The sequence below is a fragment of the Actinomadura montaniterrae genome (genome assembly GCF_008923365.1).
Lineage (GTDB): Bacteria > Actinomycetota > Actinomycetes > Streptosporangiales > Streptosporangiaceae > Spirillospora > Spirillospora montaniterrae.
In genome coordinates, this window is the sequence record NZ_WBMR01000004.1 from 94,391 (window position 1) to 118,591 (window position 24,201).

Consider the following 24,201-nt stretch of genomic DNA (forward strand, 5'->3'; position numbering starts at 1 on the left):
CGGCGAAGCGACAGACCTGGACGAGAACAGGACAGGCCGGGCAGAGGATGGCCGCCTGGTGGGGGCGGACCGGGTCCTGGCCGTGCTCAAGGAACTGGCCCGTTACCCCGACGGCGTCGGGCTGGACGAGATGACCCGCGTCATCGCCAGCCCCAAGCCGACCGTGCACCGGGCGCTCGGCACGCTGCGCAGGGCCGGGCTGGCCGATCAGGACGACCAGGGCCGTTACGTGCTGGGCGACGAGTTCCTCCGGATGGCCTTCGCTCACCACGAGGCCCGCCCCGAGCATGTGCGGATCCGCCCGGTGCTGGAGACGCTCGCCGCCCGGTTCGGTGAGACCGCCCACTTCGCGGTGCTCGACGGACGGGAGGTCGTCTACCGGGCCAAGGTCGACCCGCCCACCGGAGCGGTCCGGCTCACCTCGACGATCGGTGGACGCAACCCGGCCCACGCCACCGGAGTCGGAAAACTGCTGCTGGCCTACCAGGTGGACACGGTGGAGGCGGTCGAGAAATGGATCGGTGACGAGCCGCCTGTGCGCCGGACGCCGCGGACGCTGTGCACCGCCGAGGCGCTGCACCGCGAGTTCGAGACGATCCGCGGGCAGGGCTACGCCATCGACGACCAGGAGAACGAGGTCGGGGTGAACTGCATCGCCCTGCCGGTGTACACGACCTCGCGGGTCGTTCCGTCCGGTGCTGTCAGTGTCAGCGCCCTGACCTACCGGACTTCTCCTCAGACGCTGGTCGACGCGGTCGACGACATCCGTCGCGCTCTCGGCCACCTCGGAGCGGCTTGATGACGAGCGTCCCCGCCGCCGCGACCGCCGAGGCGTTCCACCTCGCCGAGGGGCCGGTGTGGGACGCCGCCCGGCGGCGCCTGCTCTGGGTGGACATCCTGCGCAACATGCTCCTGGAAGGAACCCTTGATGAGGGCCGCATCACGGTCGTCCGGCGGCACGCCTTCGAGAGCTTGGTCGGCGCGGTGGCCATCGCCGACGACGGCACGCTCCTCGTCGCGGCCCAGCAGCAGCTGATCGTCCTCCGCAACGACGGCAGCAGGCAGGAAGGCCCGCGCGTCATCCCGGCCAGGGAACCGCGCCGGCTCAACGACGGCGGCACCGACCCCGCCGGCCGCTTCCTCGTCGGCACGCTCTCCCTCAGCGGTCTCTCGGAGCGGGAGCAACTCGTCCGGCTCGAACCTGATGGTCGGATCACGGAACTGGACGGTGACCTGGCCCTGTCCAACGGGCTCGCCTGGTCGGCGGACGGACGGCGGATGTACAGCGTCGACACCGGACGCGGGACCGTCTTCGTCCGCGACTACGACGCCGCGACGGGCGCGGTGGGGGAGCGGCACGTGCATCTGCGCCTCCGCGACGAGTTGCCCGACGGCATCGCGCTCGACGCCGCCGGTCACCTCTGGGTCGCTGTCTGGGGCGCGGGCGAGGTTCGCCGCTACGCACCCGACGGCGCCGTGACCGACCGTCTCACCGTCCCCGCCCCGCACACCTCCAGCGTCGCCTTCGCCGGCGACGATCTCCGCACGCTGGTCATCACCACCGCGACCGCGGAACTGAGCCGGCAGCAGCGCCAAGCCCACCCCGATTCGGGACGGCTGTTCACCGTCCGAGCCGACGTGCCCGGCATCCCTGTTCCCACCTGGTCCGGTTCGCGTCTGACCGCGGCCATCTGAGACCACACATCCGACATTGGAGATCTGACTCGTGTACCTCATGCGCATCGGCTACCTCATGCGCATCGGCGCGCCCGGCTCGGAGAAGCGCGTCGCCCGCATCGACGACCAGACCTACGTCGACCTGTCCGACATCGTCGACGACTTCGACGAGGAGTTCTTCGGCTCCGGCGGCATCGACCGCGTCCGCCCCGTGGTGGACGAACGCGCCGCCGCCGTGCGCGTCTCCCGCTTCGACGGCGAGCGCATAGGCGCACCGATCGCGCGCCCGCACCAGATCCTGTGCATCGGCCTGAACTACCGCGACCACGCCGCCGAGACCGGCCAAGCCGTCCCGGACGAGCCGATCCTGTTCACCAAGGCGCCCAACACTCTCGTCGGCCCCAACGACGACGTTCGCATCCCGCGCGGCTCCACCAAGCCCGACTGGGAGGTGGAGCTCGGCATCGTCATCGGCAGGCGCACGTCCTACCTGGACACCGTCGAGGAGGCCGCCGATGCCATCGCCGGGTACCTGGTCGTCAACGACGTCAGCGAGCGCGCCTTCCAGATGGAACGCGGCGGCCAGTGGGTGAAGGGCAAGTCCGCCGAGACGTTCAATCCGGCCGGCCCCTGGCTCGTCACTCCCGACGAGATCGACGACGTCCTCGCGCTCGACATGTGGCTGGACGTCAACGGCCTGCGCCGCCAAGACGGCAACACCAAGACGATGATCTTCGACCCGTGGTTCATCGTGCACCACCTCAGCCAGTTCCTCGTGCTGGAACCCGGCGATCTGATCAACACCGGCACCCCGCCGGGCGTGGGCATGGGGTTCACGCCGCCGGTGTGGCTCCGGCCGGGCGACGTGATGGAACTCGGCATCGCCGGGCTCGGCTCCCAGCGGCAGAACGTGCTCGGCCCCAGATGAGCGCCACCATGCGGGCGCTCGTCCTCACCGCGCCCGGCGAGTGCTCGGTGCACGAGGTTCCAGTCCCGGTGGCGGCGCCCGGCGAGGCCGTCATCGACGTCGAGCGCGTCGGCGTCTGCGGCACCGACGTCGAGCTGTTCACCGGGGAGATGGCCTACCTCCACCAGGGCCACTCCTCCTACCCGCTGCGCCTCGGCCACGAATGGTGCGGCGCGGTGACCGAGGTCGGCGACGGCGTCGATCCCGCCTGGATCGGCCGCCGCGTCATCGGCGACACCATGATCGGCGACGGCACCTGCCGCCGCTGCCGCCGCGGCCACCAGCACGTGTGCCGGGACCGGCAGGAGGTCGGCATCCGCGACGGCCGCCCCGGCGCCCTGGCCGAGCGGCTGGCGATGCCCGTCACCTCCCTGCACGTCCTGCCGGACAGCGTCGACCCGATGCTCGGCGCACTGGTCGAACCGGGAGGCAACGCCTGGCGCGCGGTCCAGGCCGCCGACCCGCGTCCCGGCGACCGGGTCCTCGTGCTCGGCCCCGGCACGATCGGGCTGATGGTGGCGATGTTCGCCCGCGCCGCCGGAGCGGAAGTCCACCTCATGGGCGTCACCACCGACTCCCTGGACTTCGCCCGCTCTCTCGGATTCGAGCACGCCTGGACCGAGCAGGACCTGCCCGACTTGCCCTTCGACGCGGTCGTCGACGCCTCCAACGCCGCCCACCTGCCCGCCCTGGCCCTCGACCTGGTCGAGCCCGCCGGCCGCGTCGTCTACATCGGCCTCGCCGGCACCCCGAGCACCATCGACACCAGGGCGCTGGCGCTGAAGGACGTCACCGCGGTCGGCGTGCTGTCGGGGTCGTCCGGGCTGGCCCCGACCATCCGCGCCTACGCCGACGGCGCCGTCGACCCGCGTCCCCTCGTCGCCGCCACCGTCGGCCTGCATCAGGTCGCCGAGGTCCTCAGCGGCCGACGCCCGGCGGACGCCGGCACCGGCCCCAAGTTCCACGTCGACCCCCGGCCAGGGCTGAGGAGGACACCTCAATGAGCGAATTCAACGGCCTCGCAGCGCTCGTCACCGGCGGCGGCAGCGGAATCGGCGCAGCCACCGCCGCTCTCCTCCGCAACCGCGGCGCGCAAGTGGCCGTGCTGGACCTCCACACCGACAACATCCCCGACGGAATGCTGGCCCTGCGCTGCGACATCACCGACTCTGCAGCGACCGCCCAAGCCGTCGCCAGGGCAGCCGATCGGCTGGGCGGGCTCGACATCCTGGTGAACAATGCCGGCATCGGTGCGGTCGGCGACATCAGCGGAAACGACGACACCGAATGGGCTCGGGTCCTCGACGTCAACGTCACCGCCATTGCCCGCGTCACCCGTGCGGCCCTCCCGCACCTGCGCCGCTCCGCACACGCCGCCATCGTGAACACCTGCTCCGCGGTCGCCTTCATCGGCGTCCGCGACCGCGCGCTCTACAGCGCCAGCAAAGGCGCGGTACACGCACTGACGCTCGCGATGGCGGCCGACCACGCCGCCGACGGCATCCGCGTCAACGCCGTCGCGCCCGGCACCACCGACACCCCCTGGGTCTCCCGGCTCCTCGACGCCGCGGACGACCCGGCGACCGCGGCCGAGTCGCTCCGGGCACGCCAACCGCTGGGCCACCTCGTCTCCGCGGACGAGGTGGCCCACGCCATCGCCTCCCTCGCGGCCCCGGCCGCCGCCTCCACCACCGGCGCCGTCCTCCGCGTCGACGGAGGCATGACCAGCCTGCGCCTTTGACTCAGGGTGAGTTCTCGCCCACCGCCTCGGAGCTTGCGCCCCGTTCCACGGCAACCCCAGGGCATTCAGCCGTGGAACGGGGGCAGCTCACCTACGGTCCCGCGGGTGGAAATCGGGGTCAGGTTCCCGTCCAGTGGGGAGTGCGGCGTTCGACGAAGGCTCGGGCTCCTTCCCTGGCGTCGGCGGAGGAGCGCACCACGTCGGCGATCGGTTGCTGCCAGGCGAAGGTCTCGCTGAGCGGGCGCCCGGTGGAGCCGTGGATGACCTGCTTGCTCGCCCGGGTCGCGAGGGGGCCGTTCGACGCGATCTCCGTGGCGAGCTCCAGCGCCGCGTCCAGGGCCGTCCCGGACGGTGCGAGCCGGTTGACGAGGTGGACCTCGTGGGCGAGAGCGGCGGGGATCCGCTTTCCGGTCAGCGTCCATTCCAGGGCGAGCGAGAGCGGGACGCGGTGCTGGAGGCGGAGGAGCCCGCCGCCCGAGGCGACCAGGCCGCGGGCGACCTCGGGCAGGCCGAAGACGGCGTCGTCGGCGGCGACGATGAGGTCGGACGCCAGTGCGATCTCGAAGCCGCCGCCCAGCGCGTAGCCTTCTACGGCGGCGATGAGGGGCTTGTCCGGAGGGCGGCGGACGATGCCGGCGAACCCGCGGCCGTCGACGGACGGCTTGCGTCCGGCGAGGAACGCCTTGAGGTCCATGCCCGCGCAGAACGTGCCGCCGGTGCCGGTGATGACGCCGACGAAGACGTCGGCGCGTCGGTCGAGCTCGTCGAGCGCCGCGGCGAGGGCCTCGGCGGTCGGGAAGTCGATCGCGTTGCGGACCTCGGGGCGGTCGATGGTGATGACGAGGGTCCGGCCGTGCTGCTCGGTCGTGACCGTGCTGTTCATGGGTCTCCTCAGCGGGGCTGCATGCGGATCGAGCCGTCCAGCCGGATGGTCTCGCCGTTGAGCATGGGGTTGTCGATGATGTGGGCTGCGAGGGCGGCGTATTCGGCCGGCTCGCCGAGGCGCGCCGGGTGGGGGACGGACCGGGCGAGGCCGTCGCGGACGTCGTCGGTGAGGCGCGCCAGGATCGGGGTGTCGAACAGGCCGGGCGCGATGGTGCAGACCCGGATCTGCCTGCTCGCGAGGTCGCGCGCGGCGACGAGCGTCAGCCCGACGACGCCCGCCTTGGCGGACGCGTAGGGTGCCTGGCCGATCTGGCCCTCATAGGCCGCGACGGAGGCGGTCAGGACGCAGACGCCCCGCTCGCCGCCGTCGGGTTCGTTGGCCGCCATGCGCGCCGCGGCGAGCCGCAGCGCGTTGAAGGTGCCGATGAGGTTGATCCGGACGACCTCAGCGAAGGTCTCCAGGGAGCCCGGTGCGCCGTTGCGGCCGACCAGCCGGACCGGTCCGCCGCGGCCCGCGCAGTGGACGAGGGCGCGCAGGGGGCCGCGCTCCTGTGCCAGATCACAGGCCGCGTCCATGGCATCGGGATCGGTGACGTCGGCGGGCGCGAAGGCGGCGCGTTTCCCGATGCGGTCGGCGGCCTCGGTGCCCGCGGAGCCGGGGAGGTCCACGATGACGACGTGCGCGCCCTCCTCATGTAGGCGGGCGGCGGTGGCGAGGCCGAGGCCCGAGGCGCCGCCGGTGACCAGGACGCTCGCGTCCTTCAGTTCCATGTTCTCCTCCTGACGGTCAGCCGAGGCGCTCGATGACGGTGGCGTTGGCCATCCCGCCCGCCTCGCACATGGTCTGCAGGCCGAAGCGCCCGCCGGCGGCCTCCAGCCGGTTGATCAGCGTGGTCATCAGCCGGCAGCCGGACGCGCCGAGCGGATGGCCGAGCGCGATCGCGCCGCCGTGCGGGTTGAGGCGCTCCTCGTCCATCGGGTGCTCGGCCAGCCAGGCGAGCGGGACGGACGCGAACGCCTCGTTCACCTCGACCGCATCCATGCGATCCAGGGTGAGGCCGGTGCGTTCCAGCACCCGGTGCGTCGCTGGGATAGGGGCGGTGAGCATCAGCTCGGGATCATCGGCGAGGACGGCCGAGCCGACGAGGCGGGCCCGGGGCCGCAGTCCGAGCGACTCCGCGCGGTCCGCGCCCATCAGCAGGAGGGCGGACGCGCCGTCGGTGATCTGCGAGGCGTTGCCCGCGGTGACGCCCCAGGAGACCCGCGGGTGGCGGGCCGCGACGTCCGCGTCCTCGAACGCGGGCTTCAACCGGGCGAGCCCGTCCAGCGTGCTGCCGGGGCGGATCGTCTCGTCCCGGGTCACCTGCTCGCCGCCCTCGACCGTCACCGGGACGATCTCGGCGTCGAAGGCGCCGGACTCCGCCGCCGCGTGCGCGCGCTGGTGCGAGCGGAGCGCGAACGCGTCCTGCGCCTCCCGCCCGATCTCCCACCTGGCCGCCACGAGTTCCGCCGCGACGCCCTGCGGGACCAGGCCGGGGAACCGGGCTCGGGCGCGCTCGCCGAACGGGTCCGCCGACAGCCGTCCCGAGCCCATGGGGACCCGGCTCATCGACTCCACGCCCGCCGCGACGCAGACGTCGTAGGCGCCGGCGGCGATGCCCTGCGCGGCGAACGCGATGGCCTGCTGCCCGGACCCGCACTTGCGCTCGATCGTGGTCGACGGCACGTGCGCGGGCAGCCCCGCGCCGAGCCAGGCGAACCGTCCCGGGGTCGCGGACTGCTCGCCGACCTGGCTGACGCAGCCGACCAGGACATCGTCGACCAGCCCGGGGTCGACCCCCGTCCGGTCGATCAGGTGGGTGAAGACCTGGGAGAGGAGGTCGACCGGGTGGACGCCGGCGAGGGCGCCGCCGGGGCGGCCCCGTCCCATGGGAGTGCGGACCGCGTCGACGATGACGACGTCCCTCATGCTGGCCGCCGCTGGTCGAAGGTGCGTCCGAGGAGCTGGGAGGCGATCCGGATCCGCTGGATGGTCGGGGTACCGCCGGCGATGGCCCAGCCGTGCGCGTCGCGGTGGAGGCGCTCCAGGCCGTACTCCTCGGTGTAGCCGTTGCCGCCGTGGAGCTGGATGGCCTGGTCGGTGACGCGCTTGGCCATCTCGTTCGCCGCGCACTTGGCCAGCGAGACCTTCAGCGCGTCCGGCGGTCCTTCGTCCGCGCCCTGGACGGCCTGGTCGAGCAGCAGGCGGGCGGAGGTGACCTGCATGAGCATGTCGGCGAGCGCCAGCTGGACCGCCTGGAAGTCGGCGATGGGCCTGCCGAACTGCCGGCGCTCCCGCACGTAGTCGACGGTCCTGTCCAGGGCGGCCTGCCCGATGGCCAGGCTCATGGTCGTGTTGCCGAGGCGCTCGATGGAGAAGCAGCCGAACAGGTCCCGGAATCGGCCGGGTCCGACGAGGACGTCCTCGGCGGCCACGGCGACGCCGTCGAAGGCGATGTCGGCGGACGGGATGCCGCGGAAACCCATCAGCTTCTCCTGCGCGCCGAAGGACACACCGGGCGCGTCGGCGGCGATGATGACGGCGCCGATGCCCTTGGATTTCGGGGCGTCGGACATGCGGGTGTAGACGAGGTAGAGCTCGGCCTCGCCGCCGCCGGATATCCACCGCTTGCTGCCGGTGACCTTGTAGCCGCCGCCGTCCGCCGGGACGGCGCGGGTGGCCAGGTCCGTCGCCGCCGAGCCCGCGTCGGGCTCGGAGATGGCGACGGCCATGGTCGCCTCGCCGGCGATGACGGCGGGCAGGTGGCGTGCGCGCTGCTCCTCGGTGCCGAGCCGGTTGATCGCCTGGGCCGCGCCGACGTTGGCCTCGAAGACCTGGAAGGCCGCCGGGCGGCAGACCTTGGCGAGCTCCTCGATGACGGCGAGCGCGTCGCCGATCGGGGCGCCGGCTCCGCCGAACCGTTCGGGCAGCGCGATGCCGAGGTAGCCGAGCTTGGCGAGGTACCGGCGTTCCTCGTGCGGGAACGGCACCCGGCCGGCGTCCCACTCGGCCGCGCGGTCCGCGTACCGCTCGGCCGCCACCTGGGCCGCGACCGCGCGGATCTCGTCGATCCGCTGCTGGTCCCGGGGGTCTGTCTGGTCCGCCAACGGAGCCTCCTCGTCGTGTTCGCGGGCAGTGCGGCCCGAGCGTAGACCAGTCCTTTCGTTCAATGGAAGAGAATTTTACTCAGCTAAATCCTGGCCGCGGACGACGCATGCGGCGAACGTGACCCGCAGAAATTCAGCTCAGTAAAATTCTCTTCCAAAGATTCGAAGTCTCCGTTACGGTGACGTTCCACCGCCACGTCAGAGGCTCGAGGAGGCCGGATGCAGGGGCTGGTTTGGGATGGTCGGGACCTTGCGGTCCACGACGACCTGGAGGTGCGCCCGCCGGATCCGGGCGAGGTCGCGGTGCGCGTCCGCGCGGCGGGGCTGTGCCACAGCGACCTCAAGCCGCTCGACGGAGACATCTCCCAGCCCCTTCCGGTGGTGCTCGGCCACGAGGCGACCGGCGTCGTGGAGGCGTGCGGGCCGGGCGTCGACCTGCCCGCCGGGCAGCGGGTCGTGCTGTCCGTGCTGCGCACCTGCGGGTCCTGCGCGGCCTGCGCCGCCGGGCGCCCCACGCTCTGCCGCATCGGCGGAGACGCGGGAGAGACCCCGTTCAGCCGCGGCGGCGCGCCGGTCCACCAGTTCGTCCGGCTGGGTGCGTTCGCCGAACGCACCGTGGTCGGCGCCCGCCAGGTCGTGCCGATCCAGGGCGGCATCCCGGACGCGTCCGCGGCCCTCCTGGGCTGCGCCGTGATCACCGCGTTCGGTGCTGTGGAGGAACGTGCCAAAGTCCGGCCCGGCGAGTCCGTCCTGGTCGTCGGGGCCGGGGGCATCGGGCTCAACGTCGTGCAGGCGGCCCGGATCGCCGGTGCGGCCCGGATCGCAGTCGCCGACCTCAACCCGCGCAAGGAGGACATCGCCCGCGAGCTCGGCGCGACGGAGTTCCACCTCGTGCCGACCGCCGCCGAACTCGAAGCCCTCACTGGGGACATCGCTCCCCAGGGGTTCGACGCCGTCTTCGAATGCGTCGGACGGCCCGACCTGCTGGCCGCGGCGGTCGAGGCGCTCGCCTGGGGCGGCCGCGCCGTCATCGTCGGGCTGCCGCCGGCCGGAACGCCGGTGACCTTCGGTGTGCGCTCCCTCTTCCACGACCAGTCGCTGCTGGGCTGCCGGATGGGCTCGGTCGACCCGCACACGTTCGTGCCGCGGCTCGTCGAACGCCATCGCAGTGGTGAGCTGCAACTCGATCCGCTCGTGACGAAGGTCGTTCCGCTGTCGGAGGGGCCCGAGCTGGTCGCCGCGCTGCGCGCCGGCGAGCTCGACCGAGGGGTCTTCGGGCTGGACGCGGGGGAGGGCCGATGACCGCACGGGCCGAAGCGATGATCATCGGCGAGCCGTACGCGCCGGGGGACTGGTACGAGACCGTCGACCCGACCACCGAGGACGTCCTCGCGCTGGTCGCCGAGTGCTCGGACGCCGACGTCGACACCGCCGTCCGCGCCGCCGCGGACACGGCCCCGGTCTGGGCCGCGATGCCGGTCGAGCGTCGCCGTGAGGCGCTCGGCGTCGCCGCCGGGCGCCTCGCCGAACGCCGGGACGAACTCGTCGACCTCGCCGTCCGTGACACGGGGGCGCGCACCTCGGTGGCCGAGGCGACTCATGTCGGCGCGGCCATCGACCGGCTGGCCTCGTGGGCGAGCGTGCCGGAGTCCGTCCTGGAACCGCCGGGGCCCGAGCCGACCGCCGGTCTCGGCGTGCGGCTGCGCCGGATGCCCGTCGGCGTCGTCGCCTGCGTGAGTCCCTACAACTTCCCGCTGCTGGCGATGGTGGGAAAGGTGGCGCCCGCGCTGTTCGCTGGCAACGCCGTGGTGATGAAGCCCGCCCCGCAGGACCCGCTGCTCGTCGTCGCCCTGGCGGAGGCGCTGCGAGACGGGCTCGCCGCGGTAGGAGCGCCGCCGGCGGTGAGCGCCCTGCTCACCGGCTCCACGCCGGAACTCGGTGCCGCGCTGGTCGGCCATCCCCAGGTGGACGGGGTGTCGTTCACCGGCAGCACGACCGTCGGCATCGAGATCCACCGCAACGCCTCGGCCGGGATGAAACGGCTCCTGCTCGAACTCGGCGGCAAGGGCGCTTGCGTCGTGCGGGCCGACGCGGACCTGGACCTAGTGGTCGAGTCGGTCCTGCGTACCTGGGTCGTCCAGTCCGGACAGGTGTGCCTCACCCCCGCGCGCCTGATCGCGGACCACCGGGTGCACGACGAGCTGGTGCGCCGCCTCACCGAACGGCTGTGCTCCCTGAGGGTCGGCGACCCGAGCGACCCGGCGATCGACGTCGGCCCCGTCATCTCCGACGCGCAGCGCAAGCGCGTCGAGGGGCTGGTGGCCGGCGCCGAGGCCGCCGGACGCCGGGTCGTCCGCGGCGACCGGGGCCCCGTGACCGGCTACTTCACCCCACCCGCGCTGGTGCTGGACTGCGAACCCGCCGACGAGATCATGCAGGAGGAGGTCTTCGGGCCGGTCCTGTGCGTGACGAGCACCCGCGACGACGACGAGGCCGTGGCGGCGGCCAACAGCACCCGCTACGGGCTCTACGACTACGTCTTCTCCGCCGGCCTGCCGGCCGCCCGGGCCCTCGCTGGCCGCCTCAGGGCCGCACAGGTCGGGATCAACACCGTCCGCAGGCACCCCGGCGCCCCGTTCGGCGGCAACCGGGCCAGCGGCATCGGCCGGTCGGGCGGCCGGCACGCGCTGGAGGCGTGCACCGACGTCCAGACCTTCATCGAACCCCACCCCAAGGAGCTGTGAGCATGCCCCTCCCTCCGCCGGATCCGCCGAGGAACCGCCGTGCTTGAAGTCCGCGACCTCACCGTGCAGTTCGGCGGGGTGAAGGCCCTGTCCGGCGCGCGGCTCACCGCCGAACGCGAATCCGTCACCGCCCTCATCGGGCCCAACGGGGCCGGCAAGACCACCTTCTTCAACTGCCTCACCGGGCTGTACCCGGTGCACGGCGGGAGCGCGACCTGGTGCGGGAAGCAGCTGGTCGGGCTGCCCGCGCACGGTGTCGCCCGCGCCGGGCTGAGCCGCACGTTCCAGAACCTGGCGCTGTTCCCGTCCCTGACAGTGCTCGACAACGTCATCGCGGGCGCGCACCTGCTCGGCCGGGCGGGTTTCGCCATGGGGACGCTGCGCACGCCGCGCGTCCGGGCCGAGGAGCGCGAGACACGGCGCGTGGCCGAGGAGCTCACCGAGGAGATCGGCCTGCGGGAGGTCCGCGACGAGCCGGTCTCCGGGCTGCCCTACGGCACCCAGAAGCGGGTCGAGTTGGCCCGCGCGCTGGCGTCCCGGCCCGAACTGCTGCTGCTGGACGAGCCCGCCGCCGGGCTCTCGTCCCCCGAGGTGGCGGAGCTGAAGCAGCTCATCCTGGACGTCCGGGAGCGGCGCGGGCTGACCGTCCTGCTCGTCGAGCACCACATGGGCCTGGTCATGAGCCTATGCCGGCGCGTGACCGTGATGAACTTCGGGCGCACGATCGCCGAGGGTACCCCCGCCGAGGTCCAGGAGGACCCCGCGGTCGTCGAGGCCTACCTGGGGGCGCCGACATGACCCTGCTGAGCGTGCGCGCCATGACCGCGGGTTACGGGCCCGTCGACGTGCTGCGCGATGTGTCGCTGGAGGTCGAGCGCGGCGGCGTCGTCGCCGTCCTCGGATCCAACGGGGCGGGCAAGACGACCCTGCTGCGCGCCCTGTCCGGGCTGCTGCCCGACTGCCGGGGCGAGATCACCTTCGACGGGACGTCGCTGCGCGGCATGCGTGCCGAGCGGATCGCCCGGCTCGGGCTCGTGCACGTGCCGGAGGGCCGCGGGACCTTCCCTGACCTGACCGTCGAGGAGAACCTCGCGGTCGGCGCGTACCTGAACGGCGACCGGTCCGCCGCACGCCGCGAGACGGGCCGGGTCTACGAGCTGTTCCCCGTGCTGAAGGAGCGCCGCCGCCAGCCCGCCGGGCTGCTGTCAGGAGGCGAGCAGCAGATGCTCGCGCTCGGCCGGGCCCTCGCCGGCGGGCCGCGGATGCTGCTGCTCGACGAGCCGTCCATGGGGCTGGCGCCGCTGGTGGTCCGGCAGATCTTCGACGCGCTGCGCGCCGTCGTGACCGAGGAGGGGCTGACCTGCCTGCTGGTGGAGCAGAACGCCTCGATGGCGCTGTCCATGGCCGGTTACGCCTACATCCTCACCGTTGGGGCCGTGACCGCGCAGGGCCCAGCCGCCGACCTCGCGGACGACGAGACCGTCCGCCGCGCGTATCTGGCGCTGTAAGGAGATTCAGATGCAGCAACTCGTCCAAACACTCCTGGACGGCGTCGGCAGCGGCATGATCTACGGCAGCCTGGCTCTCGCGCTCGTGCTGATCCACCAGGCGACCCGCATCCCCAACTTCGCCCAGGGCGAGATGGCGATGCTGTCCACCTTCGTCGCCTGGGAGCTGATCGACCGGGGCCTGCCCTGGATCGCCGCCGTCGCGATCACCCTCGCGCTGTCGATGGCCGGCGGCTATGGCCTGCAGCGGGGGCTGATCCGCTGGGTCGAGCGCTCGCCGCACCTCACCCAGGTCATGGTGACCCTCGGCGTGTTCATGGTGATCAACGGCGTGGCCGGGCTGGTCTGGGGCTACCTGCCGAAGACGCTGGACGGGCCGGTCTCGTCCGGCTCGTTGCGGATCGCCGGGGTCACCACGTCCTGGCAGGTCGTCGGCATGGTCCTGGTGACCGTCGGCATGCTCCTGCTGCTGTACCTGCTGTTCAGCAGGTCACGGCTCGGCCTCCAGTTGCGGGCGGCCGCGCAGAACCCGACGTCCGCGCGCCTCGCCGGCATCAACGTGGGACGCGCCTACGGGATCGGCTGGGGGCTGTCCGCGGTGGTCGGGGCGGTCGCCGGGGTGATGGTCGCCCCGCAGACCGGGCTGGAACCGAACTTCATGTTCCCCATCCTGTTGTACGCCTTCGCCGGCGCCACGGTCGGCGGCTTCAGCTCGCCCGGCGGCGCCGTCGTCGGTGGAGTGCTCGTCGGGCTCGTCGAGGCTCTCACGGCGACCTACGTCGGGTTCATCGGCACGGAGCTGTCCCTTACCGTCGCGCTGGTGACGATCGTGATCGTCCTGCTGGTGCGCCCGGACGGGCTGTTCGGGAAGAAGGAGGTGGCGCGGGTATGAGCGCGCTCACGAGCACCCTGACGCGCACTGCCGTCCTCGCGGTGATGATCGTGTGCACGTTCACCGTGAACGACTACGACCTCAGCCTGCTCGCGCAGGTCGGGCTGACGGCGATCGCGCTGATGGGCCTGAACCTGCTCGTCGGCTACTGCGGACAGCTCTCCCTCGGGCACGGCGCGTTCTACGCCATCGGCGCCTACACCACGGCCATCCTCGTCACCCGGACCGGGATGCCGCACCTGCTGACGCTGCCGATCGCGCTCGTGCTCAGCTTCGCCGTCGGCGCTGTCCTCGGGATCCCCGCAGTGCGGCTGCGCGGCTTCAGCCTGGCGCTGGTGACGCTCGCGCTCGCCATCGCGCTGCCGCAGCTGCTCAAGCACTTCGAGGGCCTCACCGGCGGCCAGCTCGGGGTGAACGTGCCCCGGCCCGCCCCGCCGGGTGCGCTCACGACCGACCAGTGGACCTACCTCGTCGCGGTCGTCCTGGCGTTCGCCGTCTTCCTCGGCGTCCGCAACCTCGTGACGAGCAGGATCGGGCTGGCGATGGTCACCGTGCGCGACAACGAGGCGGCGGCCGGCGCCATGGGCGTCCCCGTCGCCAGGGTCCGCGTGGTCGTCTTCGCGCTCAGCGCCGGGCTCACCGGGCTCGCCGGCGCGCTCGCCACCCTCGTCACCGGCTACGTCAGCCCCGACAACTTCAACATGCTGCTGTCGGTCAACCTCGTCGCCGGCATCGTCCTCGGCGGACTCGGGCGAGTCTGGGGCCCGATCGTCGGCGCGGTTTTCCTCACCTACCTGCCGCTTTATACGACGGACATCTCGCAGACGGCGCCCGGCATCGTCAACGGCCTGGTCATCATCGTCTTCCTCCTGCTGCTCCCCGAGGGTGTGACGGGTCTGGCGACCCGCCTCGGCCGGCGCCTGCGGGCCCGGATCGCACCGCGCTCCACCGTTCGCACCGAGTCCGGCACGGGCTCCGAACCCGTCCGCACCTGACCGCCTCCCGCCGAACGCAGCACCCACCCCCTGGGCGCCTGCGCAGGTCAGTCATGCCCTCGCACGCCCGGCACACCGTAAGGCACGGAAGGGAAGATCCACATGAGGAAGCAACTGCGAGGCGGCGTGGTCCTCGTCGCCGCACTGTCACTGGCGCTGGCGGCCTGCGGACGCTCCGGAGGCGGCGCGGACGCCCCCGGGATCGACGACGACTCGGTCAAGCTCGGCGCCTTCACCCCGCTCTCGGGCGCGGGCGCGGTGACCAGTTCCGCCACCCGCGGCAGCGAGGCGTATTTCAAGTACCTCAACGCCGAGAAGGGCGGCGTCAGGTTCGCCGACGGCAAGACCCGCAAGATCCAGTACACGGTCTACGACAGTCAGAACTCCCCGGCGGTGGCGCTCCAGCAGACCCGCAAGCTGGTTGAGCAGGACAAGGTCTTCGCGCTCTACGGCACCAACGGCACGACGTCCAACCTGGCCGTCCGCGACTACGCCAACCAGCAGAAGGTCCCGCAGCTGTTCCTCGTGGGCGGAGCCGGCGCCTTCGGCGCGGACCACCAGAAGTACCCCTGGACGATGCCGTGGCAGCTGGACTACGTGTCCCAGGGCAAGGCGATGGGCCAGTACCTGGCGAAGACGAAGCCCAACGCCAGGATCGGCGTGCTGTACCAGAACGACGACTACGGCAAGGACTACCTCAAGGGGTTCAAGGAGGGGCTCGGCGCCAAGGCGGCGCAGATCGTCAAGGAGGCGAGCTACGAGCTCACCGACGCGACCGTCAACCGGCAGGTGTCGATCCTGAAGGACGCCGGCGCCGACGCCCTCGCCGACTTCAGCATCGACAAGTTCACCACGCAGACCATCAAGCAGGCCGCGTCGCTCGGCTGGCACCCGCTGCACCTGCTGGGCAGCTCCGGCACGGCCGTCGTGCCCGCGAGCGGCGACCTGGGCAAGGGCATCGTCAGCACCGCCTACCTCAAGGTCACCACCGACCCGGCGCTCGCGAACGACCCGGCCGTCGCCGAGTACCGGCGGATCATCGGCAAGTACGCCGCGGCCGGCGTCAAGGTCGACGACCAGGGCGTGGTCTACGGGGTCGCGGCGGCGATGACGCTCCAGCACGTCCTGGAGCAGACCAAGGAGCCCACCCGCGACGGGCTGATGACCGCCGCCAAGAACATCCAGGGGCTCACCGTCCCGCTGCTGCTGGACGGCATCAAGGTGCAGACCTCGCCCGATGACTACTTCCCGATCCAGCAGAGCGTGATGCGCGAGTTCGACGGCAGGACGTGGGAGCTGAAGGGCGGGATCATCGATGCCTCCGCGGGCTGACGCGGCCGGGCCGGCCGGGCCGGCGGGGCCGACCGTGCTGGCCGGGCGGGTCTGCGCCGTGACCGGCGCCGGGCGCGGCCTGGGCCGCGCCTACGCCCTGGACCTCGCCGCCCGCGGCGCGCTGGTCGTGGTCAACGACGTGGGTTCCGCCGTGGACGGCTCCGGCCGTGACGAGCGGCCCGGCCGGGAGGTCGTGGAACGGATCACGGCGGCGGGCGGGACGGCGGTCCTCAGCACCGCGGACGTCGCCGACTGGGCGGGCGCATCGGCGCTCGTCGCCCAGGCCGTGGACGCCTTCGGCCGGCTCGACGTCCTGGTCAACAACGCGGGCATCCTGCGCGACCGGACCATCGCGAAGATGTCCGAGCGGGAATGGGACGAGGTCGTGCGGGTGCACCTCAAGGGCGCCTTCGCCACCGCGCACTGGGCGGTGCGGCACTGGCGCGAGCGGGCCGCCGCGGGCGCCGTGCATGGACGGCTGATCAACACGACGTCGGTGTCCGGGCTGTTCGGCAATTCCGGTCAGGCGAACTACGCCGCCGCCAAGGCGGGCGTCGCCGCGTTCACCGCGGTCGCGGCGATGGAGCTGGAGCGCCTCGGGGTCACGGCGAACGCCATCTCGCCCGGCGCCGCCACCCGCATGACCGCGACCATCCCGGGACGCGGGGCCGAGCCGGAGGACGACGCCCGGTCGACGCGCTGGCCGGCCGCGGTGGTGGCCTGGCTGGCGTCCCGGCTGTCGGACGGCGTGACCGGCCGGGTCTTCCTGACCTCGGGCCGCAGGCTCGCGGTCGCCGAGGGCTGGCATGCCGGCCCGTCCGGCGACCCGGTGGACGACCCCGCCGCGGTCGACGAGGTGGTCAGGCGCCTGCTGGAGCGAGCCCGCCCGGAGGCCGACCTGTCCGGCGCCGAACGGGTACGAGCATGACGGGGACTCCGGTGTCCCGCTCGCGTCAGCCTCTGCCGGAGCCGGTCGCGACTCCGCAGACCGCGCCGTACTGGGAGATGGCGGCAGCGGGTGTGCTCGCGCTGCGTCGGTGCTCGTCGTGCTCGGCCGCGTTCCACGGCGCCGTCGACTGCTGCCCTGAGTGCGGGTCCGGTGCGACCGGGTGGTTCGCGGCCTCCGGACGCGCCCGCCTCTACTCGTACGTGATCGTGCACCGGGGCGAGGGCGGTTTCACCGAGAGAACGCCCTACGCCGTTGCGGTGGTGGAGCTGGAGGAGGGACCGAGGATGCTCACCGGCATCTCGGGCATCGAGCCGACGCCCGAGTCGCTGGTCCTGGACATGCCGCTCCAGGTCGCCTTCGAGAAACGGGGCGGGTACGCGCTCCCGGTCTTCGCGCCTGCGGAGGGGGTGCAGGGATGACCCCGGTCGCGATCGTAGGCGCCGCGGAGACGGAGCGGCTCGGACGCGTCCCGGACGCCTCGGTCCTGGAGCTCAACGTCGAGGCGGCGCGCCGCGCCCTCGCGGACTGCGGGACGTCGCCCGCTGAGATCGACGGCATAGCGGGGGCGTTCGACCCGCGGCAGGTCGCGCACGTCCTCGGCGTCCGGCCGCGCTGGATCGACGGGACGAACGTCGGAGGCTGCTCCTTCCTGCTGCACGTGCGCCACGCGGTGGCGGCGATCAGGGCGGGCCACGCTCGGACGGTCCTGGTCACGCACGGGGAGTCGGGACGTTCGCGCGTCGGGTCACCGCCGCGCCCTCCCGACCCGGCGTCGCTCCCCGGCCAGTTCGAGATGCCCTACGGTGCCCGGGCCCCGTTCACCCGCTTCACCCTCCCGGCGCTGCGCTACATGAAGACCTACGGGCTGACGGCGGAGCACCTCGCCTCCGTCGCGGTGGCGCAGCGGCGGTGGGCGGCGGGCGAGCCGCGCGCGCTGCGCCGCGAGCCGCTGTCGGTCGACGACGTGCTCGCCTCACCGCTGGTCGCCCATCCCTTCCACGTTCCCGAATGCTGCCTGGTGACCGACGGCGGCGGGGCGCTGGTCGTGGCCGGAGGCGAGCGCGCCGCGGAGGCACGGGCCGTTCCCGTGCTCGGAGCGGGGGAGGCGCTCGGTGCGCCGCTGATCGCTCAGATGCCCGACTTCACCCGGGCCGACGTGGCGGCGCGGGCGGCGGCGGACGCCTTCGAGGAGGCTGGGCTCGGGCCCGGCGACGTCGACCACGTCATGTGCTACGACGCCTTCGCGCATCTGCCCCTCATGGGGTTGGAGGCCATGGGCTTCGTCGAACCGGGGGAGGCCGGCGACCTCGTCGCCGCGGGCGGCACCGCGCCGGGTGGAAGCCTGCCGGTGAACACCAACGGCGGTGGCCTGTCCTACACCCACACGGGCATGTACGGGATGTTCGCGATCCAGGAGGCGGTCCGGCAGCTGCGCGGGGAGGCCGCGACGCAGGTGCGGGACGCGGAGGTGAGCGCCGTCCTCGGCTTCGGGGGGATGTTCACCACCGCATCGGTGCTGGTCCTGGGGTGGGACGCGGGCGGGTGACGTGGCGCCGCGACGCTTGACGCGGTCCCTGCGCCACCTTACGGTGACAACGACTCAATGAAATTGAATTTCACTGAATAGAATTTGGAGTGCGGATGACGGAACGCCATGTGGCGACCGAGATCGACGGCCCGGTCGCGGTCGTCGTCCTGGACCGGCCGGAGCGCCGCAACGCCTACACCCCGCTGATGGGGGCGCAGCTCGGCGCCGCCCTCGCGGGCCTGGACGCCGACCCGGAGATCCGCGCCATCGTGGTCACCGGGCGGGACGCGTGGTTCAGCGTCGGCGCCGACCTGGACATCGACTGGCGGGAGCGCGGCGCGCACGGCGTCGAGACCCTCGCCGACCCGGGCGCCGCGCCGTGGAACCTCGCCACGCCCGTCATCGGCGCGATCAACGGCGACGCCATCGGCGTCGCGCTGACCTGGGCCATGCAGTGGGACATCCGGGTGGTCGCCGAGGACGCCCGGCTGGCGTTCTCCTTCAACCGCATCGGCATCATCCCCGACCGCAACTCGACCTGGCTGCTGCCGCGCCTCATCGGCTTCGCGCCCGCGATGGACCTGCTGATGACCGGCCGGACCATCACCGGGGCCGAGGGCCACCGGCTCGGCCTCGCGACCCGCCTCACCGCGGCGGACGCGGTCCTCGCCGAGGCGCTCGCCGTCGCCCGCGACATCGCCGACCACTGCGCGCCCGCCTCGGTCACCGCCACCAAGCGGCTCATGTACGAGTTCCTGGAGCAGAACGACCGGCTGCACGCCTACAACTACGAGCGGCGGACGCTCAACTGGATCCGCACGCTCGGCGAGACGGTCCGCGGCATCGCGGCCTTCAAGGCCCGCGAGAAGCCGCGCTGGGGCACCTCCAAGTCGATCGAGATCCCGGCGGAACTGCGATGACGCCGGCACCGGAGCCCGGCCCGGCCGTGACCCGGCTGCTCGCGCCCGGACGCGTCGCGATCGTGGGTTCGCTGTCGCGGCCGCAGGGGCTGGGCGCGCGGACCCTGCGGCACCTGCGCGACGCCGGCTTCCCTGGCGAGGTCATCGAGGCCGGGACAGCCGGCGACGTGCCGGACGGCACCGACGTCGCGGTGGTGGCCGTCCCCGCTGCGGCCGTGCCCGAGGTGCTGGCGGCCCTGGACGGACGCGCGGCCCACGTGATCGTCTACTCGTCCGGCTTCGAGGAGGTCGGCGGTGGGCCGCTGACCACCGCGTCGGGACGCACCCGGATCGTCGGGCCCAACTCCGTCGGCCTCTACTACGCCCCGGCCCGCGCCGTGCTCACCTTCGCCGCCGCGTTCGACGACATGACCGGGTGTCGGCAGGGCAGCGGCGCGATCCTGCTGTCCCAGAGCGGCGCGTTCGGCGCCCGGCTGGTCCGGCTGGCGCGCCGCTACGGCCTGGACGTCGACGGCTTCGTCGGCACCGGCAACGAGAGCGACCTCGGCGCCTGCGAGATCGGCCGCGAGCTGATCGTCTCCGCGGCGTATCGGCCCCGCGTGCTGGCCCTGTACTTGGAGAACGTCCGGGACGGGGCCGCGCTGGAGGCGATGCTCGGCGCGGCCCGCGACGGCGGAGTGCGGGTCGTCCTGCTCGCGGGCGGCTCGTCGGCGGCCGGGGCGCGGGCGGCCCGGTCCCACACCGCCGCCGTCAGCCCCGACCACGCGATCGTCACCGAGCTGTGCCGCCAGTACGGCGCCGTCGCCGTCGACTCCGACCGCGAACTCGTCGAGGCGACGGCGGGGCTCTGCCTGCTGGAGCCCGCGCGCGGCCGGCGCGTCGGCGTCGTCACCGGCTCCGGCGGCGCCGGCGTCGTCGCCGCGGACCTCCTGGCGCTGCGCGGCCTGCGGCCGGCCCCGCTCGGCGAGGCGACCCGCGACCGGCTCGCGGCCCTGCTGCCGGACTACGCCTCGACCGCCAACCCGGTCGACGTCACGGCGCAGGTCATCGGCGACACCAACCGGGTCGCCTCGGTCACCGGGGTGCTGGCCGGCTCCGGCGACGTCGACGCCGTCCTGTTCGTGGGCCGCGCCGAGCAGGCCGCCGACGTGGCCGGCGCCGGCGGCGACGTCCCGGTCGTGACGGCGGTGCTCGACGGCGACCCGGCCGTCACCCGCGACGCCGCCGCCCCCGGCGTGGCCGTGATGCCGGGCCTGGACGCCGCCTGCGCCGCGCTGCGCGCCGTGACCAGCCGTCCGACGGCGCCCGGCGAGCGCCTGGACCGGACACCCGCGCCCGACCTTCCGATGCCCGACACCGACGCCGCCTCCAGCCTGCGCTTCATCGCCGAAGCCGGGATCGACGTCGCGCCCTGGCGACCCGCCGCCAACCCCGAGGAGGCCGCCGCCGCAGGCGAGGAACTCGGCTGGCCGGTGGTGATGAAGGCGAACCTGCCCGCCGAGACCCACAAGGCCGGCCGCGGCGGGGTGCGCCTCGATGTGCACGCCGCCGGCGCTGCGGACGCGGCCCGCGAACTGCTGGAGCACGCGCCGTCTCTCATCGTCGCCCGGCAGTTGCGGGCCGGCCCTGAGCTCATCGCCGGCGTCCGCCGCGATCCGGTCTTCGGGCTGGTCGCGGTCGCCGGGCTCGGCGGCGGGCATGTCGAGCTGATCGGCCGCACGGTGACGGTGGCCGCCTCCGCCACCGCCGACCACCTCGCGGAACGGCTGGAGGAGGAGGTCTTCGCCCGCGGCGGCCCCCGCCACCGCCATCTCGCCCGGCTGCTGGCAGGGACGGCCGCCGCCCTGGCCGGCCTCGCCGAACGGCACGGCCTCGGACTGGTCGAGTGCAATCCGCTGGTCGAGGCCGGCAACCGACTCATCGCTCTCGACGCAAGGGTAATCAAGTGACCGAACAGTACATCGAACGCGACCGCACGCTTCTCGACGCCCGCCGCGACGTCTGGGACCCCGTCCCCGTCCCGGCGGAACCCGGCGACGCCGACGCCTCCTGGTCGCGGCTGTCGGAGCAGGAGCGCCGGACGCGCGCCTTGGCCCGCGATCTCGCCGAGACCGAGCTGAGGCCCTACGCCGCCCACTGGGACGAGAGCGAGGAATTCCCGGAGCGGTCGCTGGCCGCCGCCCGCGAGGCCGGGCTGCTCGGACTGACCGTCCCCACCGAGTACGGGGGCCAGGGGCGCGGCCTGTTCGAGGGATGCCTGGTCGTGGAGGAGCTGGCCCGCGTGTGCACGTCCAGCGCCATGGCCGTGCAGCCCTTTCTCAACGGACCCTGGCGCGCGATCCACGTGCTCGGGAACGACGCGCAGCGCGAGCGGCTCCTGCCCGGCGTCGCCGCGGGCACCCGGCACTTCGCCATCGCCATGAGCGAGCCGGGCGCCGGGACCGCCGGCACGGACCTGCGGGCCGAGCTGCGCCCGGACGGGTCGGGTTTCCGCCTGCACGGTGACAAGAGCTGGGTGACCGGCGGCCGGGAGGCCGACACCATCATCGTCTTCTGCCGGGCGCCCGGCACGGTGGGCCCCTACGGCATCGGGGCCGTGCTGATCGAGGGGCGTCCGGACGGCATGGCCGAACCCCACGTCGACCCTAAGATGGGCATCCGCGGCGTCGCCGAGTGCACGCTGCGCTTCGACGGCGTCCGCATCGAGCCGCAGGACGTGCTGGTGATGCCCGAACCGGACTCCAAGCGCGGCGCCGAGATCCTGGTGAACCAGTTCAACCCGGAGCGGTGCGGCAACGCCGCCATGTGCACCGGCATCGCGCAGGGCGCCCTGGACGCCAGCGTGAGCCACCTCAAGCAGCGCCGCCAGTTCGACCGGCCGCTCGCCGACTTCCAGGGCCTCCAGTGGATGATCGCCGACATGGCCCTGGACGTGGAGGTCGCGCGAACCCTCGTCTGGCGCGCCGCCCGCGCGAACACCGACGGCTTCCCGCCGCAGCGCGAGACGGTAATGGCCAAGCTGTACTCCAGCGAGATGGTCCAGCGCGTCACCAACCAGGCGATCCAGCTGCACGGCGCCCGCGGCTACTCGCGCAGGTGGCCGCTCGAGCGGTTCTTCCGCGACGGGCGCGGCCTGTCCATGGGCGGCGGGACCACCGAGGTGATGCGCAACATGCTCGCCTCCATCGTCTTGGACCGCCGCGTCAGCCAGCGGATCCCGACCTCATGAGCACGCCCGTCGAGGAGTTCCGCGCGCTCCTGGAGGAACGCCTGCCGGCCGGATGGGCCGAGGCGGTGCGCGACGGCGACACCGCGCGCGTGGAGGAGTACGCCGCCTCCGAGCACGGGGCGTCCGCCGTGCGGACGGTCGCCGAGAACGGCTGGCTCACCCCCGAGTGGCCGCCGGAGTACGGCGGGCGGGGACTCGCCGCCGACGACGCCGTCGAGATCCGCCGCGAGCTGCGGCGCTGGCTCATCGGCGACGTGTCCAGCGCCATCGGCACCGCCTGGGTCGGCCCGACCATCCTGCGGTTCGGTGGCGCGGAGCTCAAGCGGCGGCTGCTCCCGTCGATCGCCCGCAACGAGGCGCTGTGGTGCCAGCTGTTCAGCGAGCCCGAGGCGGGCTCCGACCTCGCCGCCGTCCGCACCCGGGCGGTGCGCGAGGGGGACGGCTGGGTGCTGGAAGGCACCAAGATCTGGACGAGCCGCGCCGACCGCGCCTCCTGGGGCCTCGCCCTCGTGCGCACCGATCCGGACGCGACCAAGCACGCCGGCCTGACCTGCTTCTGCGTGGACATGTCCGCGCCCGGCGTCACGATCAGCCCGATCCGCCAGATGACGGGCGACCACGAGTTCTTCGAGGTGCGCCTGGACCGCTGCGCCGTCCCCGACGCGCAGCGGCTGGGCGAGCCCGGCACCGGCTGGGAGGTCGTCCGGACGGTGCTGTCCTTCGAGCGCCGAGCCGGGTCGGGAGTCGGCGCGGCGCCGCCCGGCTCGGTCGTCGGCCGCGGCGTCGACGAGCTGATCGAGCACTACCGCGGCCGGCTGGACCCCGTCCAGGCCGACGAGGCCGTCCAGATCCTCATTGAGAGCCGCCTGGTGGAGCTCAACAATCGGCGAATGGCGGTGGAGCGCGCCGCCGGGCGCGTCCCGCCGGAAGGACCCTTCAACAAGATCCTCCAGGCCGAGCACACCCAGCGCCTCCAGCGGGCCTTCGTCGACTTCGGCGGGCTGGGCGCCGTCGCCCACCCTTCGGAAGACTCATGGGCGGGCTCCAACCGGTGGGCGTTCCTGCGGGTGCAGGCCAAGACCATCGCCGGCGGCACGTCCGAGGTGCTGCGCAACCAGGTCGCCGAGCGCGCGCTCGGCCTCCCGCGCGATCCCGACCCGAGCCGCTCGCTGCCCTGGAAGGACGTCGCCGGCGGGGGAGGGGAGCGGCGATGAGGCTCAGGCTGTGCGTCAACTGGCTCCCCTTGGACCGGGAACTGACCAGGTCCCTCGCGAGCCGCATCGAGCGCCGCGGACTGTGGGGGCTGGGCATCGGCGACTCGCCGAACTACGGCGAGCTGTACGCCGCGTGCGCCGACGCCGCCTCGGCGACGAACGCCCTCACCGTCCTCACCAGCGTCACCAACCCGGTGACCCGGCACGTGTCGGTGCACGCCTGCGCGGCGCGGACGTTCGGCGAACGCCTCGTCATCGGCATGGGGCGGGGTGACTCCGCCGTCCGCACGTTCGGCCTCGCACCCGCCTCCCTCGACCATCTGGAGCGGACCCTGCGGGAGATCCGCGACGCCTCCCCGGCCACGCCGCTGCTGGTCGCGGCCGGAGGGCCGAAGGCCGCGGCGGTCGCGGGACGCGCCGCCGACGGCGTCATCTGCGGCGCCGGCCGCGACCCGCTGACGCTGCGCGCCCTG

At 73.2% G+C, this 24,201-nt stretch carries 23 protein-coding genes and 1 pseudogene; 20 read left to right on the plus strand and 4 right to left on the minus strand.

Annotated elements, in window-relative coordinates; genetic code table 11:
* Nucleotides 1-58: 58 nt before the first annotated feature.
* From F9B16_RS03285 to F9B16_RS03305, 5 genes are read left to right on the plus strand one after another with little or no spacing between them, the layout of a single operon-like run.
* The gene (locus F9B16_RS03285) at nucleotides 59-799 is read left to right on the plus strand and encodes an IclR family transcriptional regulator (RefSeq protein WP_225991312.1); all 741 of its coding nucleotides are present in this window, start codon (nucleotides 59-61) and stop codon (nucleotides 797-799) included.
* Complete coding sequence (locus F9B16_RS03290; protein ID WP_151538299.1) at nucleotides 799-1,695, plus strand: SMP-30/gluconolactonase/LRE family protein; 897 nt, start codon at nucleotides 799-801, stop codon at nucleotides 1,693-1,695. The genes F9B16_RS03285 and F9B16_RS03290 overlap by 1 nt, the downstream gene beginning before the upstream one ends.
* Before the next feature lie 40 nt (nucleotides 1,696-1,735).
* Nucleotides 1,736-2,605: a fumarylacetoacetate hydrolase family protein gene (locus tag F9B16_RS03295; RefSeq protein ID WP_151538329.1), complete on the plus strand. Its 870-nt coding sequence runs from the start codon at nucleotides 1,736-1,738 to the stop codon at nucleotides 2,603-2,605.
* Entirely contained in the window at nucleotides 2,602-3,648 is a 1,047-nt protein-coding gene (locus F9B16_RS03300) for a zinc-dependent alcohol dehydrogenase (RefSeq protein WP_225991313.1), read from the plus strand. The genes F9B16_RS03295 and F9B16_RS03300 overlap by 4 nt, the downstream gene beginning before the upstream one ends.
* A complete protein-coding gene (locus F9B16_RS03305) occupies nucleotides 3,645-4,385 on the plus strand; it encodes an SDR family NAD(P)-dependent oxidoreductase (RefSeq protein ID WP_151538300.1) in 741 nt (246 codons plus the stop codon). Before F9B16_RS03300 ends, F9B16_RS03305 begins: the two co-directional genes overlap by 4 nt.
* A gap of 118 nt (nucleotides 4,386-4,503) precedes the next feature.
* Here F9B16_RS03305 and F9B16_RS03310 read toward each other — a convergent pair whose 3' ends face one another.
* From F9B16_RS03310 to F9B16_RS03325, 4 genes are read right to left on the minus strand one after another with little or no spacing between them, the layout of a single operon-like run.
* The gene (locus F9B16_RS03310; protein ID WP_151538301.1) at nucleotides 4,504-5,268 is read right to left on the minus strand and encodes a crotonase/enoyl-CoA hydratase family protein; all 765 of its coding nucleotides are present in this window, start codon (nucleotides 5,266-5,268) and stop codon (nucleotides 4,504-4,506) included.
* 8 nt (nucleotides 5,269-5,276) lie between these two features.
* A complete protein-coding gene (locus tag F9B16_RS03315) occupies nucleotides 5,277-6,041 on the minus strand; it encodes an SDR family NAD(P)-dependent oxidoreductase (RefSeq protein WP_151538302.1) in 765 nt (254 codons plus the stop codon).
* Nucleotides 6,042-6,057: 16 nt separating this feature from the next.
* Complete coding sequence (locus F9B16_RS03320; protein WP_151538303.1) at nucleotides 6,058-7,239, minus strand: thiolase family protein; 1,182 nt, start codon at nucleotides 7,237-7,239, stop codon at nucleotides 6,058-6,060.
* Nucleotides 7,236-8,417, minus strand: coding sequence for an acyl-CoA dehydrogenase family protein (locus F9B16_RS03325; protein WP_151538304.1), 1,182 nt, complete (start codon nucleotides 8,415-8,417; stop codon nucleotides 7,236-7,238). Before F9B16_RS03325 ends, F9B16_RS03320 begins: the two co-directional genes overlap by 4 nt.
* Nucleotides 8,418-8,636: 219 nt before the next feature.
* Here F9B16_RS03325 and F9B16_RS03330 point away from each other — a divergent pair, with 219 nt between their 5' ends.
* The 15 genes and pseudogenes from F9B16_RS03330 to F9B16_RS03400 all read left to right on the plus strand — a co-directional run.
* On the plus strand, nucleotides 8,637-9,719 hold the full coding sequence (locus tag F9B16_RS03330; RefSeq protein ID WP_151538305.1) for an alcohol dehydrogenase catalytic domain-containing protein: 1,083 nt from the start codon (nucleotides 8,637-8,639) through the stop codon (nucleotides 9,717-9,719).
* On the plus strand, nucleotides 9,716-11,161 hold the full coding sequence (locus F9B16_RS03335; RefSeq protein ID WP_151538306.1) for an aldehyde dehydrogenase family protein: 1,446 nt from the start codon (nucleotides 9,716-9,718) through the stop codon (nucleotides 11,159-11,161). Before F9B16_RS03330 ends, F9B16_RS03335 begins: the two co-directional genes overlap by 4 nt.
* 39 nt (nucleotides 11,162-11,200) lie before the next feature.
* Nucleotides 11,201-11,959 (plus strand): ABC transporter ATP-binding protein, encoded by a 759-nt coding sequence (locus tag F9B16_RS03340; RefSeq protein WP_151538307.1) that lies wholly within the window; start codon nucleotides 11,201-11,203, stop codon nucleotides 11,957-11,959.
* A complete protein-coding gene (locus tag F9B16_RS03345; protein ID WP_151538308.1) occupies nucleotides 11,956-12,669 on the plus strand; it encodes an ABC transporter ATP-binding protein in 714 nt (237 codons plus the stop codon). Before F9B16_RS03340 ends, F9B16_RS03345 begins: the two co-directional genes overlap by 4 nt.
* Before the next feature lie 10 nt (nucleotides 12,670-12,679).
* Nucleotides 12,680-13,561: a branched-chain amino acid ABC transporter permease gene (locus F9B16_RS03350; RefSeq protein WP_151538309.1), complete on the plus strand. Its 882-nt coding sequence runs from the start codon at nucleotides 12,680-12,682 to the stop codon at nucleotides 13,559-13,561.
* Nucleotides 13,558-14,556 carry a branched-chain amino acid ABC transporter permease gene (locus tag F9B16_RS03355; RefSeq protein ID WP_151538310.1) on the plus strand — a complete coding sequence of 333 codons (999 nt, stop codon included), beginning with the start codon at nucleotides 13,558-13,560 and terminating at the stop codon, nucleotides 14,554-14,556. The genes F9B16_RS03350 and F9B16_RS03355 overlap by 4 nt, the downstream gene beginning before the upstream one ends.
* 102 nt (nucleotides 14,557-14,658) lie before the next feature.
* The gene (locus F9B16_RS03360; protein WP_151538311.1) at nucleotides 14,659-15,888 is read left to right on the plus strand and encodes an ABC transporter substrate-binding protein; all 1,230 of its coding nucleotides are present in this window, start codon (nucleotides 14,659-14,661) and stop codon (nucleotides 15,886-15,888) included.
* Nucleotides 15,872-16,816 (plus strand): SDR family NAD(P)-dependent oxidoreductase, encoded by a 945-nt coding sequence (locus F9B16_RS03365; protein WP_151538312.1) that lies wholly within the window; start codon nucleotides 15,872-15,874, stop codon nucleotides 16,814-16,816. The genes F9B16_RS03360 and F9B16_RS03365 overlap by 17 nt, the downstream gene beginning before the upstream one ends.
* Nucleotides 16,813-17,256, plus strand: a complete 444-nt coding sequence (locus tag F9B16_RS03370) for a Zn-ribbon domain-containing OB-fold protein (RefSeq protein ID WP_151538313.1) — start codon at nucleotides 16,813-16,815, stop codon at nucleotides 17,254-17,256. The genes F9B16_RS03365 and F9B16_RS03370 overlap by 4 nt, the downstream gene beginning before the upstream one ends.
* Nucleotides 17,253-18,383 (plus strand): thiolase C-terminal domain-containing protein, encoded by a 1,131-nt coding sequence (locus F9B16_RS03375; protein WP_151538314.1) that lies wholly within the window; start codon nucleotides 17,253-17,255, stop codon nucleotides 18,381-18,383. Before F9B16_RS03370 ends, F9B16_RS03375 begins: the two co-directional genes overlap by 4 nt.
* Before the next feature lie 95 nt (nucleotides 18,384-18,478).
* Nucleotides 18,479-19,285 (plus strand): enoyl-CoA hydratase/isomerase family protein, encoded by an 807-nt coding sequence (locus F9B16_RS03380; RefSeq protein WP_151538315.1) that lies wholly within the window; start codon nucleotides 18,479-18,481, stop codon nucleotides 19,283-19,285.
* On the plus strand, nucleotides 19,282-21,234 hold the full coding sequence (locus tag F9B16_RS03385) for an acetate--CoA ligase family protein (RefSeq protein WP_151538316.1): 1,953 nt from the start codon (nucleotides 19,282-19,284) through the stop codon (nucleotides 21,232-21,234). The genes F9B16_RS03380 and F9B16_RS03385 overlap by 4 nt, the downstream gene beginning before the upstream one ends.
* Nucleotides 21,231-22,514 (plus strand): acyl-CoA dehydrogenase family protein, encoded by a 1,284-nt coding sequence (locus F9B16_RS03390; RefSeq protein ID WP_192808604.1) that lies wholly within the window; start codon nucleotides 21,231-21,233, stop codon nucleotides 22,512-22,514. The genes F9B16_RS03385 and F9B16_RS03390 overlap by 4 nt, the downstream gene beginning before the upstream one ends.
* A complete protein-coding gene (locus F9B16_RS03395; RefSeq protein ID WP_151538318.1) occupies nucleotides 22,511-23,728 on the plus strand; it encodes an acyl-CoA dehydrogenase family protein in 1,218 nt (405 codons plus the stop codon). Before F9B16_RS03390 ends, F9B16_RS03395 begins: the two co-directional genes overlap by 4 nt.
* A pseudogene (locus F9B16_RS03400) lies at nucleotides 23,725-24,201 on the plus strand (LLM class flavin-dependent oxidoreductase); the annotation flags it as partial. The gene F9B16_RS03395 and the pseudogene F9B16_RS03400, both read left to right, overlap by 4 nt.

Coding starts and splice junctions, on each gene's coding strand:
- F9B16_RS03290 (WP_151538299.1), top strand. CDS start 799: ATGACGAGCGTCCCCGCCGCCGCGACCGCCGAGGCGTTCCACCTCGCC.
- F9B16_RS03295 (WP_151538329.1), top strand. CDS start 1,736: ATGCGCATCGGCTACCTCATGCGCATCGGCGCGCCCGGCTCGGAGAAG.
- F9B16_RS03300 (WP_225991313.1), top strand. CDS start 2,602: ATGAGCGCCACCATGCGGGCGCTCGTCCTCACCGCGCCCGGCGAGTGC.
- F9B16_RS03305 (WP_151538300.1), top strand. CDS start 3,645: ATGAGCGAATTCAACGGCCTCGCAGCGCTCGTCACCGGCGGCGGCAGC.
- F9B16_RS03310 (WP_151538301.1), bottom strand. CDS start 5,268: ATGAACAGCACGGTCACGACCGAGCAGCACGGCCGGACCCTCGTCATC.
- F9B16_RS03315 (WP_151538302.1), bottom strand. CDS start 6,041: ATGGAACTGAAGGACGCGAGCGTCCTGGTCACCGGCGGCGCCTCGGGC.
- F9B16_RS03320 (WP_151538303.1), bottom strand. CDS start 7,239: ATGAGGGACGTCGTCATCGTCGACGCGGTCCGCACTCCCATGGGACGG.
- F9B16_RS03330 (WP_151538305.1), top strand. CDS start 8,637: ATGCAGGGGCTGGTTTGGGATGGTCGGGACCTTGCGGTCCACGACGAC.
- F9B16_RS03335 (WP_151538306.1), top strand. CDS start 9,716: ATGACCGCACGGGCCGAAGCGATGATCATCGGCGAGCCGTACGCGCCG.
- F9B16_RS03345 (WP_151538308.1), top strand. CDS start 11,956: ATGACCCTGCTGAGCGTGCGCGCCATGACCGCGGGTTACGGGCCCGTC.
- F9B16_RS03350 (WP_151538309.1), top strand. CDS start 12,680: ATGCAGCAACTCGTCCAAACACTCCTGGACGGCGTCGGCAGCGGCATG.
- F9B16_RS03355 (WP_151538310.1), top strand. CDS start 13,558: ATGAGCGCGCTCACGAGCACCCTGACGCGCACTGCCGTCCTCGCGGTG.
- F9B16_RS03360 (WP_151538311.1), top strand. CDS start 14,659: ATGAGGAAGCAACTGCGAGGCGGCGTGGTCCTCGTCGCCGCACTGTCA.
- F9B16_RS03365 (WP_151538312.1), top strand. CDS start 15,872: ATGCCTCCGCGGGCTGACGCGGCCGGGCCGGCCGGGCCGGCGGGGCCG.
- F9B16_RS03370 (WP_151538313.1), top strand. CDS start 16,813: ATGACGGGGACTCCGGTGTCCCGCTCGCGTCAGCCTCTGCCGGAGCCG.
- F9B16_RS03375 (WP_151538314.1), top strand. CDS start 17,253: ATGACCCCGGTCGCGATCGTAGGCGCCGCGGAGACGGAGCGGCTCGGA.
- F9B16_RS03380 (WP_151538315.1), top strand. CDS start 18,479: ATGACGGAACGCCATGTGGCGACCGAGATCGACGGCCCGGTCGCGGTC.
- F9B16_RS03385 (WP_151538316.1), top strand. CDS start 19,282: ATGACGCCGGCACCGGAGCCCGGCCCGGCCGTGACCCGGCTGCTCGCG.
- F9B16_RS03395 (WP_151538318.1), top strand. CDS start 22,511: ATGAGCACGCCCGTCGAGGAGTTCCGCGCGCTCCTGGAGGAACGCCTG.